At 66.1% G+C, this 16,137-nt stretch carries 18 protein-coding genes and 2 tRNA genes; 18 read left to right on the top strand and 2 right to left on the bottom strand.

From position 1 onward, the window contains the following. Window positions 1-52: 52 nt before the first annotated feature. The 4 genes from ACYU8W_RS01890 (at window position 53) to ACYU8W_RS01875 (ending at window position 2,820) form a co-directional block, all read left to right on the top strand. On the top strand, window positions 53-769 hold the full coding sequence (locus ACYU8W_RS01890; RefSeq protein WP_499466177.1) for a hypothetical protein: 717 nt from the start codon (window positions 53-55) through the stop codon (window positions 767-769). A gap of 112 nt (window positions 770-881) precedes the next feature. After that, a complete protein-coding gene (locus tag ACYU8W_RS01885) occupies window positions 882-1,328 on the top strand; it encodes an FAS1-like dehydratase domain-containing protein (protein WP_499466175.1) in 447 nt (148 codons plus the stop codon). Beyond that, on the top strand, window positions 1,328-1,747 hold the full coding sequence (locus ACYU8W_RS01880) for a MaoC/PaaZ C-terminal domain-containing protein (RefSeq protein ID WP_141929215.1): 420 nt from the start codon (window positions 1,328-1,330) through the stop codon (window positions 1,745-1,747). Before ACYU8W_RS01885 ends, ACYU8W_RS01880 begins: the two co-directional genes overlap by 1 nt. Further along, window positions 1,747-2,820, top strand: coding sequence for a UDP-N-acetylmuramate dehydrogenase (locus ACYU8W_RS01875; protein ID WP_499466173.1), 1,074 nt, complete (start codon window positions 1,747-1,749; stop codon window positions 2,818-2,820). Before ACYU8W_RS01880 ends, ACYU8W_RS01875 begins: the two co-directional genes overlap by 1 nt. Before the next feature lie 87 nt (window positions 2,821-2,907). Here the strand turns inward: ACYU8W_RS01875 and ACYU8W_RS01870 are convergent, their stop codons facing one another. After that, the gene (locus ACYU8W_RS01870) at window positions 2,908-3,969 is read right to left on the bottom strand and encodes an adenosine deaminase (RefSeq protein ID WP_499466171.1); all 1,062 of its coding nucleotides are present in this window, start codon (window positions 3,967-3,969) and stop codon (window positions 2,908-2,910) included. Window positions 3,970-4,106: 137 nt separating this feature from the next. Between ACYU8W_RS01870 and ACYU8W_RS01865 the strand changes: the two genes are divergently transcribed. The 5 genes from ACYU8W_RS01865 to rplA all read left to right on the top strand — a co-directional run bounded on the left by ACYU8W_RS01865 (window position 4,107) and on the right by rplA (window position 6,837). Beyond that, window positions 4,107-4,179: transfer RNA gene (locus tag ACYU8W_RS01865), tRNA-Trp, on the top strand. Window positions 4,180-4,213: 34 nt separating this feature from the next. Further along, entirely contained in the window at window positions 4,214-4,459 is a 246-nt protein-coding gene (gene secE / locus ACYU8W_RS01860) for a preprotein translocase subunit SecE (protein WP_168990127.1), read from the top strand. Window positions 4,460-4,513: 54 nt separating this feature from the next. Beyond that, window positions 4,514-5,425 carry a transcription termination/antitermination protein NusG gene (gene nusG / locus ACYU8W_RS01855; RefSeq protein ID WP_499466169.1) on the top strand — a complete coding sequence of 304 codons (912 nt, stop codon included), beginning with the start codon at window positions 4,514-4,516 and terminating at the stop codon, window positions 5,423-5,425. A gap of 97 nt (window positions 5,426-5,522) precedes the next feature. Beyond that, window positions 5,523-5,954: a 50S ribosomal protein L11 gene (gene rplK, locus ACYU8W_RS01850; RefSeq protein ID WP_129624539.1), complete on the top strand. Its 432-nt coding sequence runs from the start codon at window positions 5,523-5,525 to the stop codon at window positions 5,952-5,954. A 157-nt stretch (window positions 5,955-6,111) separates the two neighbouring features. Then, window positions 6,112-6,837: a 50S ribosomal protein L1 gene (gene rplA, locus ACYU8W_RS01845; protein ID WP_129624538.1), complete on the top strand. Its 726-nt coding sequence runs from the start codon at window positions 6,112-6,114 to the stop codon at window positions 6,835-6,837. A 287-nt stretch (window positions 6,838-7,124) separates the two neighbouring features. Here the strand turns inward: rplA and ACYU8W_RS01840 are convergent, their stop codons facing one another. Continuing rightward, on the bottom strand, window positions 7,125-7,625 hold the full coding sequence (locus tag ACYU8W_RS01840) for a MarR family winged helix-turn-helix transcriptional regulator (protein WP_499466166.1): 501 nt from the start codon (window positions 7,623-7,625) through the stop codon (window positions 7,125-7,127). 59 nt (window positions 7,626-7,684) lie between these two features. Between ACYU8W_RS01840 and ACYU8W_RS01835 the strand changes: the two genes are divergently transcribed. From ACYU8W_RS01835 to pth, 9 genes are all read left to right on the top strand, one after another. Beyond that, window positions 7,685-8,476 carry a methyltransferase domain-containing protein gene (locus ACYU8W_RS01835; RefSeq protein ID WP_499466164.1) on the top strand — a complete coding sequence of 264 codons (792 nt, stop codon included), beginning with the start codon at window positions 7,685-7,687 and terminating at the stop codon, window positions 8,474-8,476. Then, complete coding sequence (locus ACYU8W_RS01830) at window positions 8,473-8,832, top strand: VOC family protein (RefSeq protein ID WP_499466162.1); 360 nt, start codon at window positions 8,473-8,475, stop codon at window positions 8,830-8,832. The genes ACYU8W_RS01835 and ACYU8W_RS01830 overlap by 4 nt, the downstream gene beginning before the upstream one ends. Before the next feature lie 41 nt (window positions 8,833-8,873). Continuing rightward, window positions 8,874-8,955 (top strand) — tRNA-Gln (locus tag ACYU8W_RS01825). A gap of 76 nt (window positions 8,956-9,031) precedes the next feature. Continuing rightward, a complete protein-coding gene (locus ACYU8W_RS01820; RefSeq protein ID WP_499466160.1) occupies window positions 9,032-10,675 on the top strand; it encodes a hypothetical protein in 1,644 nt (547 codons plus the stop codon). Between the two features lie 263 nt (window positions 10,676-10,938). Continuing rightward, a complete protein-coding gene (locus tag ACYU8W_RS01815) occupies window positions 10,939-11,499 on the top strand; it encodes a hypothetical protein (protein WP_239701152.1) in 561 nt (186 codons plus the stop codon). Window positions 11,500-12,006: 507 nt separating this feature from the next. Continuing rightward, window positions 12,007-13,455 carry a bifunctional UDP-N-acetylglucosamine diphosphorylase/glucosamine-1-phosphate N-acetyltransferase GlmU gene (glmU, locus tag ACYU8W_RS01810; RefSeq protein WP_345770818.1) on the top strand — a complete coding sequence of 483 codons (1,449 nt, stop codon included), beginning with the start codon at window positions 12,007-12,009 and terminating at the stop codon, window positions 13,453-13,455. Between the two features lie 4 nt (window positions 13,456-13,459). Then, window positions 13,460-14,440 carry a ribose-phosphate diphosphokinase gene (locus tag ACYU8W_RS01805; RefSeq protein WP_141929203.1) on the top strand — a complete coding sequence of 327 codons (981 nt, stop codon included), beginning with the start codon at window positions 13,460-13,462 and terminating at the stop codon, window positions 14,438-14,440. A 245-nt stretch (window positions 14,441-14,685) separates the two neighbouring features. Next, a complete protein-coding gene (locus tag ACYU8W_RS01800) occupies window positions 14,686-15,381 on the top strand; it encodes a 50S ribosomal protein L25/general stress protein Ctc (RefSeq protein ID WP_499466157.1) in 696 nt (231 codons plus the stop codon). Window positions 15,382-15,481: 100 nt separating this feature from the next. Beyond that, a complete protein-coding gene (pth, locus tag ACYU8W_RS01795; RefSeq protein WP_499466629.1) occupies window positions 15,482-16,078 on the top strand; it encodes an aminoacyl-tRNA hydrolase in 597 nt (198 codons plus the stop codon). Window positions 16,079-16,137: the final 59 nt, after the last annotated feature.

The following is a 16,137-nucleotide window of genomic DNA, read 5'->3' as shown; positions in this document are numbered from 1 at the left end:
GCGTACCCGAATCACCGCGCGGAAACTTCGGGAAAGTTCAGGGGATAACAACATGGCTGACACTCGTACACCCGGTCGCTCCATCTCACGACGCACGCTCGCCAAGGGGGCCGGGTGGAGCGTCCCGACCGTTGCCCTCGCGTCCGCTGCGCCGGCGCTGGCCAGCTCCCTCCAGACGCCGCCGACGGTCACTGTCGGTGACGCCTGCAAGTATCCGGGTAACAGCTGCGACGGGTACAGCAAGGCGTACCGCGTCTACATGAGCATCTGTAATCCGTCGCCGGTCGATATCTGGATCTACGAGATTGCTTCGTCGATCCAAGGTACGACCTTGCAGTTCCTGAACACCGAACCCGCGCTGCCGGTGAAGGTCCCGGCGAACAACGGGTGCGTCACCCTTGTGTACCGAGCCGGTGACAGCAATAGTGCCAACCGAAAGAACTTCACCCTCAACGTCGTCGTGTCGTGGTCGCACAACGCGAACCCGGCCAACGACCCGTACACTCACCAGCCGGTCACCGTGAGCAAGATCTACCTGAAGACTCCTCCCGGCTGTTGTGGAACCGACGCCTCGACCTCGGCGGCACCCGCAGCCAAGTCATCCACGAGTTCCTCCACTGGATCAATCTCGGCTTCGTCGTCGACCGCGGCACCGGCTCCGTCGTCCTCGAGCGCACCGGCCTCGACCCAGGCGCCCGCTCCGACCTCGAAGTCGGCGGCCCCGGCGTCCGAGGCACCGACGAGCACCGACGCCCCGTCGGGCTCCTGATCCACCCCGCACCGAACCGAACACGCACGAAGGGCACCGGCCACGGCCGGTGTCCTTCGGCGTCCGCAGCCATCGGGCGACGGTTGTCGCAGGCGGGGGATAGGGTCGGCACATGCCGGTCAACCCAGAAGTCGAGGGCCGTACCTACCCGAAGATTCCGACGTATGTCGTGTCCCGGGTGAAGGTGGCCGAGTTCGCCGCCGCCGCCGGCGCCAAGGACCCCGTCCACACCGATGTCGAGCACGCCCGTTCGCTCGGCTACTCCGACGTCGTCGCGCCGCCGACCTTCGCGGTCATCGTGGCGCAGCAGGCCGAAGCCGCCGCGATCACCGACCCCGAGGCCGGCATCGATTTCAGCCGATTGGTTCATGGCGAAGAAGGCTTCACCCATCACCGCCCGTTGGTGGCCGGTGACGAGATCACCGCTGCAACGACCGTCGACCGGGTGCGGTCGGCGGGCGGGCACTCGATGGTGACCTTGAAGACCGCGATCACCACGACCGAGGGTGACCCCGTCTGCGACGTGAACTGTGTCGTCGTGATTCGAGGTGAAGCGTGATGCCGCAGATTTCCGAACTCGCCGTCGGCGACTCGATAGGCAGCACCGAGATCGCCGTCGACCGCGCGACCTTCGTCCGTTACGCCGGCGCGTCCGGTGACTTCAACCCGATCCACTGGGACGAGAAGTTCGCGACCTCGGTCGGCCTGCCGAGCGTGATCGGCCACGGCATGTGGACGATGGGCGCCGCGGTCTCGCTGGTCGGCGAATGGGTGGGCGACCCGGGACGAGTCGTCGAGTACGGAGTGCGCTTCAGCGCACCGGTCGTCGTCGAGTACGACTCGGCCACCCCGCTCGCGGTGACCGGCACGATCAAGAAGATCGACGGCGACCGCGTCACGGTCGAACTCACTGCCACCCAGGGCGGGACGAAGGTGCTCAGCCGCGCGCTGGCCACCGTCGACCTGAGCGAGCGCTGATGCAGGAGGCACACGACGTCGCGCTCGCGACGCTCACCACCATGCGCGTCGGTGGGCCGGCGCGCCGGCTGGTCACTGCGGAATCCATCGACGACATCGTCGATGCCGTGCGTGAGGTCGACGACGCCGACGAACCCCTCCTCATCGTCTCGGGGGGCTCGAACCTCGTGATCAGCGACGACGGTTTCGCCGGCACGGTCGTCCACATCGCCAACAGCGGTATCCAGGTCGAGTCGAGCGACTCCTGTGGGGGCGCGATGGTGCGGGTCGCAGCGGGGGAGAACTGGGACGAGTTCGTCGCGCGTGCGTGCGCCGAGGGCTGGTCGGGCATCGAAGCGCTCTCCGGCATTCCCGGTCTGGCCGGCGCGACGCCGGTGCAGAACGTCGGCGCGTACGGACAAGAGGTCGCGCAGACGATCGCCCAGGTGCGCACTTTCGACCGCGACACCCAGCAGATCCGCACCTTCACCAACCAGCGCTGCGACTTCACCTACCGGCACTCTGTCTTCAAGCAGACCGGACGCTTCGTCGTCCTCGACGTGCTCTTCCAGTTGACGGTTGCCGACCTGTCGCAGCCGGTCGCGTACGCCGACCTGGCCGCCCAGCTCGGGGTCGACCAGGGCACTCGGGTGTCGCTTGCCGATGCACGCGAGGCCGTGCTGGCCCAGCGCCGCAAGCGCGGCATGGTGCTGGACACGTCCGATCACGACACCTGGTCCTGCGGTTCGTTCTTCACCAACCCGATCCTGTCCCTGAAACGGTTCGCGGAGCTTGAGAAGCGTGCCGCAGAGCGGCTCGGTGCCGACGGCCCGAAGCCGCCGCAGTTCCCGGCCCCCGACGGCATGGTCAAGACGAGCGCGGCATGGCTGATCGATAAGGGCGGTTTCGGCAAGGGCTTCGGGATGCCCGGCCCCGCTGCGCTGTCGACCAAGCACACGCTCGCGGTGACCAACCGCGGGAAGGCGACTGCTCACGACGTCGCCGAGTTGGCACGCACGGTGCGCGACGGCGTCCGGGACGCGTTCGGCGTGGAACTGGTCAACGAACCCGTCTTCATCGGCCACGACCTCTGACTCGAGAGTCCGCAGAACTCGCGCGTCAACTCGGCCACCTTGCGGACATTCAGGAGCGGGTGTCCGCAGAACGTGCGGGTCAGCGTGTCAGTTCTGCGGGCGTTCGGTGAGCCAGGCGTCGACCTCGGCGAACATCTCGCGCTTGCTGTCGTCCGGTGCGAGTGATGCGCGGATCGAGTGCCGGGCGAGTTCGGCGAGTTCCTCGTCACTGAAGCCGTGCACCGTCCGAGCCGTCTCGTACTGCGCGGCGAGCCGGTTGTCGAACAGCAGTGGGTCGTCGGCTCCGAGCGCGATGGTCGCGCCCGCGTCGAACAATTGGCGAAGTGGCACGTCCTCGGGGCAGGAGTAGACGCCGAGGGCGAGGTTCGATCCCGGGCACACCTCGAGTGCGATGTCGTTGTCGAGCACCCGCTCCAGCACCACGTCCGACTCCGCTACCCGGACGCCGTGACCCAACCGCTGCGGGCCGAGTGAGTCGATGGTCTCGCTGATCGCCTGCGGTCCGAGAAGCTCGCCCGAATGGGGTACGGACGCCAAGCCGCCGGCATGGGCGATGCGGAACGCCGGGGCGAAGTCCTCGGTGTTGCCGCGGCGCTCGTCGTTGGAAAGACCGAATGCCAGGACGTCGCCGGCGTGCTGCACGGCCAGGCGGGCAAGGGTCCGGGCGTCGTAGGGGTGCTTGATGCGGGACGCGGCCACCAGCACTCCGACGCCGATCCCGAGATCGCTCGAGGCGGCCTTGGCCTCGTCGATCACGATCTCGAGCATCGGCGTGATGCCACCGACGAATCCGGCGTACGAGGTCGGGTCGACCTGGATCTCCAACCACTTCGAGCCCTCGACAGCGTCGTCCTGCGCAGCCTCCCGGACGATGCGTCGCATGTCCTGCTCGTCGCGAACGCACGCGCGGGCGGCGTCGTACAGTCGCTGGAACCGGAACCAGCCGCGTTCGTCCACCCCGGACAGCTGAGGCGGGTAGTCATGGGTGAGTGCGTTCGGCAGCCGCAGACCGTGCTTGTCGGCCATCTCGCGCACCGTCTCGATGCGCATCGAGCCGGTGAAATGCAGGTGCAGATGCGCCTTCGGCAACGTGAGCAGCGAGCGTCCGCGAGTGGTGTCGTCCGTCGTCGCATCCTTCGTTGCAGCCATGGCGGAACGCTAGTGGTCGAGCCGGGTTGGCTTCCGTAGCGGGGTCTGACGTAGACTCGTTCTTCGGTTGACTGTCAGCCACGCTCAGTCGTGTCCGCAGGCGGCCACCCGGTCAGGATTTCCAACGTCCCGACCACAGGGCACTAGCTCAATTGGTAGAGCACCGGTCTCCAAAACCGGGGGTTGGGGGTTCGAGTCCCTCGTGCCCTGCGCATACGTGATCGATCAGGAGAGAGGCGACACCGTGGCCGACACGAGCACCGCGAGCGCTCGCGACACGGAGCAGTCCTCCAAGGGATTCTTCGGTCGGATTCTGCTGTACATCCGGCAGGTCATCGCCGAGATCCGCAAGGTGGTCCGTCCCACCCGCGACGAACTCACCCAGTACACCATCGTGGTACTGGCTTTCATCGTGTTCATCATGTTGTTCGTCCTCGGCCTCGACTGGGTCTTCAGCCGTGCCGTGTCGTTCGTCTTCGGCACCAGCTGACCCGCCGCGACGTCCGCACCGACGCAAACGAAAACGAATCAAGGAAGCAGGTCCATGACTGAGCAGCACAGCCCTGACGTCGACGCACAGGAGACGGCCGAGTCCGTCGAACTGCCCGACGCTGCCCAGGACGTGACCTCGCCGGCACCGGGTGCCGACGCCGACGACGACCTGCGCGTGGCCGATGCCGAGGACGAGGGCATGCCCGCGTACGCCGACGACGTCGACGGCGAGGGCACCCAGGTCGACGCAGAGGCCGAGGACGCTGCCGTCGAGGCTGCCGATGTCGCGGATGCCGAGTCCGAGACTTCCGAGGACGAAGGCGCGGCCGAGGCTACGAAGCCGGCCGTCGACCCGCGCGAGGAGTACATGCGCGAACTGCGTTCGCAGTTCGGCGACTGGTACGTCATCCACTCGTACGCCGGTTACGAGAAGAAGGTCAAGGCGAACCTGGAGAACCGCATTCAGAACCTCTCGATGGAGGACTACATCTTCCAGATCGAGGTTCCGATGGAGGACTTCACCGAGATCAAGAACGGCCAGAAGAAGATGGGCACCCGTGTCCGGATGCCCGGATACGTGCTAGTGCGTATGGACCTCACCGACGAGAGCTGGGGCGCGGTGCGCCACACCCCAGGTGTCACCGGGTTCGTCGGCAACGCGCACGCGCCGTCGCCGCTGAACCTCGACGAGGTCGTGACGATGCTGAACCCGACCTTCGAGGAGCCCGAGACGGAGGCCGCCGCAGGTCAGAAGACCGGTGGTGCTGCGAAGAAGGCTGCCACGCCGGCCGAGGTCGACTTCAACGTCGGAGAGTCCGTCACCGTCATGGAAGGTCCCTTCGAGACGCTTCCGGCGACGATCTCCGAAATCAACACCGACACCCAGAAGCTCAAGGTGTTGGTCTCAATCTTCGGCCGCGAAACGCCGGTCGAGCTGGGCTTCAACCAGGTCGCCAAGATCTGAGTCGTCGCTCAACCCCTTGCCCGGGCCTCGGGTGAGGACATGCAACCGGGTCATCGCCCACGGCGTAGGCCCACACTGAAAAGAAAGAGGAAGCTACATGCCTCCCAAGAAGAAGGTCTCCGGCTTCATCAAGCTGCAGATCCAGGCCGGTGCGGCCACCCCGGCTCCGCCCGTCGGCCCGGCCCTCGGTCAGCACGGCGTCAACATCATGGAGTTCGTCAAGGCCTACAACGCCGCGACCGAATCCCAGCGTGGCAACGTCATCCCGGTCGAGATCACGGTCTACGAAGATCGCTCGTTCACCTTCATCACCAAGACCCCGCCCGCCGCTGAGCTGATCAAGAAGGCTGCCGGCGTCGCCAAGGGTTCGGGTGAGCCGCACAAGACCAAGGTCGCCAAGCTGTCCAAGGACCAGGTGCGCGCCATCGCCGAGCAGAAGATGCAGGACCTCAACGCCAACGACATCGACATGGCGTCGCGCATCATCGCCGGCACCGCCCGTTCGATGGGTATCGACGTCGAGTCCTGATCGATCAGCAATAACGTTGTGCAGCAACGGGGCTGACGCGATTTCGCGTCAGCCCCGTTCATGCGCGACAATAGACAGGTTGCCTACTGGCAACAGGTGGTTGGGCCGGCGCTGGTCCGCAGAACCACAACTCCCACATCATTCACGAGGAGCACTCATGAAGCGCAGCAAGAACTACCGCGCGTCCGCGGAGAAGATCGGCGAAGGCTCGGTCTACGCGCCGCTGCAGGCCGTCCGTCTGGCCAAGGACTCGGCGAACACCAAGTACGACTCGACCGTCGAGGTCGCGTTCCGCCTCGGTGTCGACCCGCGCAAGGCCGACCAGATGGTCCGCGGCACCGTCAACCTGCCGCACGGCACCGGTAAGACCGCCCGCGTGCTGGTCTTCGCCAACGGTGACAAGGCGGCCGCTGCTGAGGCTGCAGGCGCCGACTTCGTCGGTTCCGACGACCTCATCGAGAAGGTCGCCGGCGGTTGGACCGACTTCGACGCCGTCGTCGCCACCCCCGACCTGATGGGCAAGGTCGGTCGTCTCGGTAAGGTCCTCGGCCCGCGTGGTCTGATGCCGAACCCGAAGACCGGCACCGTCACCATGGACACCGCGAAGGCTGTCAGCGACATCAAGGGCGGAAAGATCGAGTTCCGCGTCGACAAGCACAGCAACCTGCACTTCATCATCGGCAAGGCATCCTTCGACGAGAAGTCACTCGTCGAGAACTACGCCGCCGCGCTGGAGGAGATCCTGCGTCTGAAGCCGGCCTCGTCGAAGGGTCGCTACATCACCAAGGCGACCATGTCGACGACGATGGGCCCCGGTATCCCGCTGGACTTCACCAAGACCCGCAACCTCACCTCCGAGGAAGCCACCTCCGAAGAGGCCTGAGCCTGCTTCGATCGCGCGACGGCCGTCCACCCGCAGGGTGGGCGGCCGTGTCGTTGTGCGGGGTGTGCTGGACATATGACTGAACTGGTGGTGTTGGATAGCGCTGGTATCTTGCGTGGTCGTTGCCACCCGAACGGAGCCGGGCGAGTTCTTCCGCGTCAACATCGCGATGGAGTTCACCGGTGACGGCCCGTGGAAGGACACCGCGCGCATCACCGCGGACGGGCGGACGTGGGAGTCGCACCTCACGCTCACCACGTACGACATCGGTGGCGGAGCGACGGTACTCAGCTTTCGAGGGTTGCCAGCAACCGCTGCAGGCTGGACGCGAGTTGGGTGCGTTCGCGAGCCGGGAGTGCTGCAAGCAAGGCGCGTTCCTGGCAGAGAAGGTCCTCGAAAGCTGCGTCGACGACTTGCCGGCCACGTTGGGTCAGCCGCACCAGGACACCGCGGCGGTCGTTCGGTGCGGGGCGTCGTTCGACGTAACCGCGCCCGGCGAGCCGGTCGACCCGGTTGGTCATCGTGCCGCTGGTGACCAGTGTTTGCTGGCCGAGGGCGCCGGGGGAGAGTTCGTAGGGTTCCCCCACTCGGCGCAGCGCCGACAATACGTCGAACTCCCACGCTTCCAACTGGTGAGTGCTGAAAGCAGACGATCGAGCCTGATCGAGGCGGCGTGCCAGGCGCGTGACGCGGGACAGGACAAGAAGCGGGTCGACGTCCAGATCCGGACGCTCGCGACGCCAGGCGTCGACGATGACATCGACCTCGTCGGTGCGCTGGTTGGCCATGGTGCCACCATACTTGATGTAAAGTATCTTGATATCAAGAGATCTTCGAGGGGAAGCCGATGCGCTGGGACGCTGTGCAGTACGAGAAGTTCGATGATCACCGCACTCGCCCGTTCGCCGATCTGTTGAGTCGGATCCCGCTCGCTGACCCGGGTTCCATTGTCGACCTCGGCTGCGGGAACGGGCTGGCCACATTGTCGATGCTCCTACGCTGGCCGGACGCAAGGATCATCGGGATCGACTCCAGTTCGGACATGCTCGAGCAGGCGCGGGCGCATGACGGGGACGGTCGAGTGTCGTGGCTGAATGCCGATGTTGTGCAATGGGATCCGGATGTGTCTGCCGATCTGATCGTCACCAACGCCACGCTCCAGTGGGTGCCGGATCATGCATCTTTGATCGAGCGTTGGCTTGACGCTGCGTCGCAGGGAGCGGTGTTCGCGATGCAGGTGCCCGGGAACTTTGCTGCTGACTCGCATCGGATCATCCGGGAGGTCGTCTCGTCGCACTCACGAGCGCAGGAGCTGACGCAGCTCCTGCGGCACGACCCGGTACTCGAACCCGAGGAGTATGCGGATCTGCTCTCGACGCGCTGTGGTCACGTGGACGCGTGGGAGACCACCTATGTGCAGATCTTGGATCCCGCTGGAACGCAGGAGAATCCGGTGCTCGAGTGGGTGAAGGGCACGGCGCTGCGTCCGATCCTCGGTGCGCTTCGACCCGACGAGGTCGACCCGTTCCTCGCGAGCCTGGGTGACGAGTTGGCAGTCGCCTACCCGCGTCGCCCGTACGGTGTGCTGTTCCCTTTCCGACGCATCTTCGCGGTCGGCGCGAAAGGCGGTACACGATGACCGTTCTAGGCCTTCATCACCTACAGATCGCTTGCCCCGCAGGGGCGGAGGATCGTCTGCGCGCGTTCTACGGCACCGTGCTGGGTCTGCCCGAGATCCCCAAGCCCCCGATGCTCGCTGCGCGCGGGGGAGTGTGGTTCCAGGTGGGACCACAGGAGTTGCATTGCGGCGTCGAGGACGGCTTCATTCCCGCGCGCAAGGCGCACCCGTGCTTCCTGGTCGACGACCTGGACGCGGTTGCCGCCCGGATCGAAGAGGTCGGCGGCCCAGTGCGGCCGGACACGAACGTCCCGAACGTTCGCCGTTTTCACACCGACGATCCGTGCGGCAATCGGATCGAGATTCAGCAGGTCTGACCTCGTCGGATACCCTGGACGCCGCGCCCGCTAGGGCGCATTCCCCGGTTGCTCTGCTGGCAGGGGCCGCCTGACTTTGAATCAGGATTAGCGACGAAGGTTCGATTCCTTCCCGGGGAGCCACCGGCCGGCCGCAGGCGGCCTCGTTCAGTGTGGTCGTCGAGCCAGAGGGGCGAGTGTTGCAAGCACGTCGGAACCCGTGAACACCTACGTTCCTGGTCGGCAGACCGAGCGTGCTTGGCAGTCGCTCCAGCCCCCGTTCTGGTCTCCGTTCGTCTGGTGGGCCGCGCTCGTCGCAACGGCTGTATCCAGTCTGATCGGCGACCCGGGCCTGGCCTGTACCGTCCAGAGCCCCTGTCGGCCCGACTACGTCCTCCCGGTTGTCGCGGCGCTGCTGGGTATTGCCGTCTTTGCCTTCTGGTGGCTGCCGCGTACTGCCCTGATCGCCGGACTCGTCGGGGCGGTCCTCGGGACCCTCTTCGATCCCAGTCGGAGCGGACGGTGGGCGGCTGCGGGCCTGGCCGTCGTGGCAGCCGGTGGTCTTGTTCTTCTGAGTTCCCGCCGGCAGGGCCAGGCCAGGATCGCGCAGGAAGCCTCCCGCGACCAGGAACCGCCCGCCTGGCACGTCCTGGCCGCAGAGCCGGCAACGGACGCGTGGGGTGCCGAGACTCGGGTGCGGCCGGCCGCGAGCAGATCTCGCCTCCCGGTGCATCTCTGGGCGGTCGGTGTGGGTGGGGCCGTGCTGATGCTGCTTTGCCTGATCGGTTATCTGTATCAAGCCAACAGTGAGCAGCTTCATCGCGACCGTGCTGTCGTCGCGCCGGCGCGAGTTTCGACCCATCTGGACGAGGACTACCGCCAGGTCTTTCGCATCGAGACCGGCCCTGAGGCCGGAGCCCTGCGGACCATCGCGGTGGCCGAGGAGCTCGATGTGGGGTCGATGGAGCAGGTGCTCATCGACCCGAAGGACCCCACCTGGAACAGGCTCGTGGGCGAACCCGAGGGTTTCACCCATTGGGTCGGCTGGGCGACCTTCGGCGGATTCGGCCTCGGCTGGACGACTGCTCGGGTCGTGAGATCACGCGCCCGCCGGGTCGACACATTGCCGGCCGTCCATCGCGTACGCAGGGCGGACGACCCGCGCGCAATCGAACTGATCCTGGCGACGAGCACCCACCCGGTGGCCAGGCTCAGGGTCAGCGAGACCGACCTGCTCCCGCGGCACGGAATGCGTGGTGTTCCGGCTGTGGTCCACGGTCCGGTCGCCGACGGCGGCTGGGTCAGCATCACGACCGAAGTCGGTGTGCTTCCGGTGGCCGGAGCGGTGCAGCCGCTTCGCCGCTGGAGTTCGCTCGGCGACGAGGGAACCGCCGGAGTGGGTCGTCGTGTCGGGCGTCCCTCACGCGTCGTCGATGCCTTGGTTCAGGTGGTGATGTTCGGGCTCGGCGTGGCCGTTCTGGGGTTCAGCGTGCAGGATCTGAGTCCGTCGTGGGACGCCGCCCATGGGCGCGGTGTGCCTGGTCACTTCACCGTGACGTCCGCGGAGTGTGGCGGTAGGGGCGGGTGCATGTATCTGGGCACCTTTCGCAGCACTGACGGCAGGTACACGTTCTCCGACGTCGAGTTGGTGGGAGATTCGGGAAAGGTCGGCGATTCGGTCCCCGTTCTGTACGAAGGGGACGGTGAAACGCCGTACGCCGTCTACGCGCGCGGCTGGTCCGCCTTCGTCGGGACAATGTTCCTCGCCGTCGTCAGCCTGGCGATGATCGGCGAATCGATCCGCCGGGTGCTGACCTGGCGGCGTAGACCGTCCGGACGGCATGCTGTCGGTGGGGCTCAGTAGCCCTGGTCGCCGACTGCCGGCTGAGATGCGTATCTCGAAATGTGAGCGTAATGGCCTCCTCGACGCACGCGCTTCTGTCTGAATGCCGCTGGCATACAACGATATTCGACTGATCAGGGAAGCCTTCGTGATGTCGGCCACTGCGGCATCGACCTAAAACAACGACTTGGAGTAGTAGTTGGTTTGTCAACTACTATCGAACGTAGGAACATGGTGATCAGCCCCGAGAAAAACCCGGGATCACTTTGAAGAAGGAAACTCCCATGCGCAGCGCGCTCGATCGTCTCGTCTCCTGGTTCGGCTTCGCCCTTGCCGCCGTCCTGCTCGTCGCTGGTGCCCTGCTGGCCTACGGCTCCTGGTTCATCAACAACAACGTGGAGGAGCAGCTGAGCCAGCAGAACATCACCATGCCGGCGAAGGACCGCCTCGAGACCCCCGAGCAGAAGGCCGCCCTGGAGAAGTTCGCCGGTCAGAAGATGACCACCGGCGACCAGGCCAAGGCTTTCGCCGACCAGTACATCCTCGTCCACATGAACACTCAATCGAACAACAAGACCTACGAAGAGGTCAGCGGCGAGTACATGAAGGCCAACAAGTCGGCCCCGAACGCCGAAGAGACCAAGAAGCTCGGCGAACTGCGCCAGTCGCTGTTCATGGGCAACACCCTGCGCGGCATGCTGCTGAACGCTTACGCCTTCGGCACCATGGCCAAGGTCGCCCTGTGGGCCGCGATCGGCGCCTTCCTCGGAGCGCTCGTGTTCCTGGTGCTGGCCCTGATGGGTCTGCGTCACGCCAAGCGCGTCGCGCGTCCAGCCACCGCCTGATCAGCAGGACGCCGAACGGTCCGGCCCCCACTCGGGGCCGGACCGTTACTCATTGTTCGAGGATGCCTGGTCCGTCTCTTCGCCTGATGCAGTGCGGTCCGTGCTTGCGTAGTCTCGCGGACCTTCGTGCGGCTCGTGTCCCGAGTCGGCTGCTGACGGGGTACCTTCCTCGGTTCCCGGAGTCTGGTCGGCGCCGGCGTCCGGCACCGCCATCGAGGTCTCCGAGATCTGGCCATCGTTGTCGCTGGACACCATGTCTGCTCCTATTCGTCGGTCGGTCCAGCCAACTACATCGACCGGCACAGATGTGCTCGCGCAGACACTCCGATCGCTGCCTGGCTGCAGAAATCGAAGAAGTCCTTGCACGAACGACCGGGATGCCGACTCCACTCGCTGCGTGATCGGGCATGACCCGACCGACCGAGCGCGAACGAACGGCAGGTGACGGAGCGGTAGCATCGGCCTCGGAACGACACCACCCTCCCGACCGCATTCAGGAGTCTCCGCGTGCGCGCACCCCTTGCAGCCGTCATTGTCATGTCCGCCGGTGACGGCACTCGGATGAAGTCGAACATCAACAAGGCTCTGCACCGCATCGGTGGACGCACCCTCGTCGGTCACGCGGTGAGCGCGGCTTCCGGTGCGGGCGCCGAGCACGTCGCCGTCGTGGTCCGGGCTCAGGGCGAGAAGGTCGCCGCCGCAGCTCGTGAGGCTCTGCCCGAGATCGTGGTCGCGTTCCAGGACGACATCTACGGCACGGGGCGCGCAGCCGAGTGTGGTCTGCTGGCGCTCCCGGAACACCTGCACGGCACCGTCATCGTGACCACCGGTGACACCCCGTTGCTCGAGGCCGGCACGCTCCGCCGCCTGGCCGACACCCACGCCGACAACGACGCCGCCGTCACCGTGATCTCCGGAATCCTCAGCGACGCAACGGGATACGGGCGAATCGTGCGCGATGAGTCCGGCGACGTCGTCGCGATCGTCGAGCACAAGCAGTGCACCCCGGAGCAGTTGGAGATCCGTGAGTTCAACTCGGGCATCTTCGCCTTCGACGCCGATCTGCTGCGAGAGGCGCTCGCGAGCCTGGGGATCAACGAAGCCGCGGGGGAGAAGTACCTGACCGACGTCGTCGAGTTCGCCGTCTCCCGGGGGCGGCGCGTGATCGCCGACGTGCTGACCGACCTCGTCCAGGCCGAAGGCGTCAACGACAAGGCCCAGCTGGCCAAGCTCGGCCGCGAACTCAACCGCCGCCTGCTCGACAAGCTGATGCGCGAGTCGGGTGCGATCGTGGTCGATCCCGAGTCCACCTGGATCGACGCGGACGTCACCGTCGGACGCGACACCGTGATTCACCCCGGCTGTCAGTTGCAGGGCGCCACCACCGTCGGCGAGAACTGCGAGATCGGTCCGGACACCACGCTCAAGGACGCCGAGGTCGGTGACGGCGCCAGCGTCGTCCGTGCGCATGTCGACCTCGCGGTGATCGGCGCGGACGCCACCGTCGGTCCGTACTCCTATCTGCGTCCGGGCACCGAACTGGGCACCGGCGGCAAGATCGGCGGGTTCGTCGAGACCAAGAACGCCAAGATCGGTGACGGCGCCAAGGTGCCGCACCTGACCTACTGCGGCGACGCGACGATCGGTGAGGGCGCCAACATCGGGGCGGGCACGATCTTCGCCAACTACGACGGAGTGGCCAAGCACCACACGAACGTCGGGGCGCACAGCTTCGTCGGATCCGACTCGGTGCTGATCGCGCCGGTCACCATCGGCGACGGCGCGTACGTCGGTGCCGGTTCCGCGGTCGAGAAGGACGTCGAGCCCGGACAGATCGCGGTGGCCCGCGGGCGCCAGCGCAACATCGACGGTTGGGTGGAGCGCCGCCGTGCCGGAACCAAGACGGACGAGGCTGCCAGGGCCGCCCGTGCACGCAGCACCAGTGAAGGGAACTGAACACATGAGCGGAATGAAGGCCACCACCGAGAAGAACCTGATGGTCTTCTCCGGCCGTGCTCACCCCGCGCTGGCGCAGGCGGTCGCCGACTCGCTCGGCACGACGCTCGTGCCGACCGAGGCGCGCGACTTCGCCAACTCCGAGACCTACGTGCGATTCGACGAATCGGTCCGTGGCTGCGACGCGTTCGTCATCCAGTCGCACACCGCACCGATCAACCACAACATCATGGAGCAGCTGATCATGGTGGACGCGCTCAAGCGCGCCTCCGCCAAGCGCATCACGGTGATCACGCCGTTCTACGGCTACGCCCGCCAGGACAAGAAGTCCCGGGGTCGTGAGCCGATCAGTGCGCGTCTGATGGCCGACATGTTCAAGGTCGCCGGAGCGCACCGTCTCATGGCGGTCGACCTGCACACCGACCAGATCCAGGGCTTCTTCGACGGTCCGGTCGACCATCTGCAGGCGCTGCCGATCCTCACCGATTACGTCGGCAAGAAGTACGAGGGCGAGGACCTCGCGGTCGTCTCCCCGGACGCCGGCCGCATCAAGGTCGCCGAACAGTGGAGCAAGCGTCTCAACGGGGCGCCGCTGGCGTTCATCCACAAGACGCGCGACGTCACGCGTCCGAACCAGAGTGTCGCCAACCGGGTGATCGGAAAGGTCGAGGGCCGCACCTGCGTGCTGGTCGACGACATGATCGACTCCGGCGGCACCATCTGCAACGCGGCCGAGGCTCTCATGAACGACGGGGCGGCCGGCGTGATCATCGCGGCTACGCACGCCATCTTCTCCGGTCCCGCGGTGGAGCGACTGCGGGACTCGGTGGCCCGCGAGGTCGTCGTCACCGACACCCTGCCGATCACCCCGGAGAAGCAGTTCGACAAGCTCACGGCGCTGTCGATCGCGCCGTTGCTGTCCGAGGCGATCCACCAGGTGTTCGAGGACGGCTCGGTCACCTCGATGTTCGACGGACTCGGCTGACCGATCGTATTTGGGCGTATTTGGCGGGTGCGGGCCGCGCCCGTAGGATGGTCGGCGTTGCCTCGGCGAGGGACGTCGCGTGCGTATGCAGGCGGTCCGTGATCGACGCGGTGGAATCAGCTCCATCGAGCAGTGCTCGACGTCGAGCCTTCTACCCGTAGCGTCACGGAACCCACCTGTGTCCCGCGCGAGCTTCCCGTGCCGAGGGGACGACCCTCATCCCGACTCCCGCTAAGGAACAGATCATGGCCAAGGAAATCAGCCTCCGCCTCGAGGCGAAGGACCGTACCGAGTTCGGCAAGGGCGCGGCTCGCCGCATCCGTCGCGCCGACCAGATCCCGGCCGTCATCTACGGCCACGGCGCCGACCCCGTGCACATCACCCTTCCGGGCCACGCCACGATGCTCGCGCTGAAGAACCCGAACGCCGTTCTGACCATCGTGATGCCGAACGGTGAGGAGCAGCTCGCTCTCGCCAAGGACGTCCAGCGTGAGGTGCTGCGTCCGTTCATTGAGCACATCGATCTGGTCACCGTCCGCAAGGGCGAGAAGGTCACCATCGACGTCCCCGTGCACGTCGAGGGCGAGGCTGCTGTCGAGACCAACGTCATCGTCGAGAACAGCGTCCTGTCGGTCGAGGCCGACGCGCTGGCCATCCCGGAGTCGTTCACCGTCTCCGTCGAGGGTCTCGAGGCCGGCTCGCAGATCCTGGCCAAGGACGTCGAGCTCGGTTCGGGCGTCACCCTGATCGCCGACGAGGAACTGCTCGTCGTCAACGTCACCCAGCAGGTCTCCGCCGAAGCTATGGAAGCCGAGCTTGCCGAGGCCGAGGCCGAGGCCGGCATCGAGCACGAGGAGTCCGACGAGGAGGCCGCCGAGGGCGAGTCCACCGAGGGCGAGGGCGAAGAGAAGTCCGAGGGCGACAAGGGCGAGGACGCCTGACCTTCACCTCATCGGCTGCGGCCCGGGTATCCAGTGGATGCCTGGGCCGCAGTGCATTTCGGGTGCACGTTCGGCGCTCCCCTGCCACCCGGCATACTGACTGCCCGTGGAACCTTGGCTCATCGTCGGACTCGGCAACCCCGGCCCCGGATACGCCGGCAATCGGCACAACGTCGGCGTCATGGTGATCGAGGAGATCGCCCGACGCACCGGCTCCACCCTCAAGGCGCACAGGGCACAGGCCCTCGGTGCGTCCGTGCGTCTCCCGCAGCCCTCCGGTGCTCCCGGTGGTCCGGCCGCGATCATCGCCCGTCCGACGACGTACATGAACGTGTCCGGCGGCCCGGTGAAGTCACTGATGAACTTCTTCAAGGTGCCGGTCGAGAAGCTGATCGTGATCCACGATGAACTGGACATCGACTTCGCCGACGTGCGCCTGAAGAAGGGTGGCGGTGAAGGCGGGCACAACGGATTGCGTTCGATATCAAGCGCATTGGGCACCAAGGACTACCTGCGGGTGCGCGTCGGTATCGGTCGACCGCCCGGACGACAGGATGTCGCCGGCTTCGTGCTGAAAGATTTCAACGCCACCGAGAAGAAGGAACTGCCCTTCCTCATCGACGATGCAGCGGACGCCACACAGACCTTGGTCGACCTCGGGCTCGCCGACGCGCAGAACAAGGTCCACGCACGCTGAGCCGGCCGTTCCGGGCTGCCTGTTCACCCGGCTGACAGGCGTAGAATGGGTGCTCAACC

It is taken from the genome of Yimella radicis (assembly GCF_054778255.1).
This window is presented reverse-complemented; position numbering and strand designations above follow the sequence as displayed.

Bases quoted from the DNA above. Each gene is read 5' to 3' on its own strand.
- ACYU8W_RS01890 (WP_499466177.1), top strand. From the start codon at position 53: ATGGCTGACACTCGTACACCCGGTCGCTCCATCTCACGACGCACGCTC.
- ACYU8W_RS01885 (WP_499466175.1), top strand. From the start codon at position 882: ATGCCGGTCAACCCAGAAGTCGAGGGCCGTACCTACCCGAAGATTCCG.
- ACYU8W_RS01880 (WP_141929215.1), top strand. From the start codon at position 1,328: ATGCCGCAGATTTCCGAACTCGCCGTCGGCGACTCGATAGGCAGCACC.
- ACYU8W_RS01875 (WP_499466173.1), top strand. From the start codon at position 1,747: ATGCAGGAGGCACACGACGTCGCGCTCGCGACGCTCACCACCATGCGC.
- ACYU8W_RS01870 (WP_499466171.1), bottom strand. From the start codon at position 3,969: ATGGCTGCAACGAAGGATGCGACGACGGACGACACCACTCGCGGACGC.
- nusG (WP_499466169.1), top strand. From the start codon at position 4,514: ATGACTGAGCAGCACAGCCCTGACGTCGACGCACAGGAGACGGCCGAG.
- rplK (WP_129624539.1), top strand. From the start codon at position 5,523: ATGCCTCCCAAGAAGAAGGTCTCCGGCTTCATCAAGCTGCAGATCCAG.
- rplA (WP_129624538.1), top strand. From the start codon at position 6,112: ATGAAGCGCAGCAAGAACTACCGCGCGTCCGCGGAGAAGATCGGCGAA.
- ACYU8W_RS01840 (WP_499466166.1), bottom strand. From the start codon at position 7,625: ATGGCCAACCAGCGCACCGACGAGGTCGATGTCATCGTCGACGCCTGG.
- ACYU8W_RS01835 (WP_499466164.1), top strand. From the start codon at position 7,685: ATGCGCTGGGACGCTGTGCAGTACGAGAAGTTCGATGATCACCGCACT.
- ACYU8W_RS01830 (WP_499466162.1), top strand. From the start codon at position 8,473: ATGACCGTTCTAGGCCTTCATCACCTACAGATCGCTTGCCCCGCAGGG.
- ACYU8W_RS01815 (WP_239701152.1), top strand. From the start codon at position 10,939: ATGCGCAGCGCGCTCGATCGTCTCGTCTCCTGGTTCGGCTTCGCCCTT.
- ACYU8W_RS01805 (WP_141929203.1), top strand. From the start codon at position 13,460: ATGAGCGGAATGAAGGCCACCACCGAGAAGAACCTGATGGTCTTCTCC.
- ACYU8W_RS01800 (WP_499466157.1), top strand. From the start codon at position 14,686: ATGGCCAAGGAAATCAGCCTCCGCCTCGAGGCGAAGGACCGTACCGAG.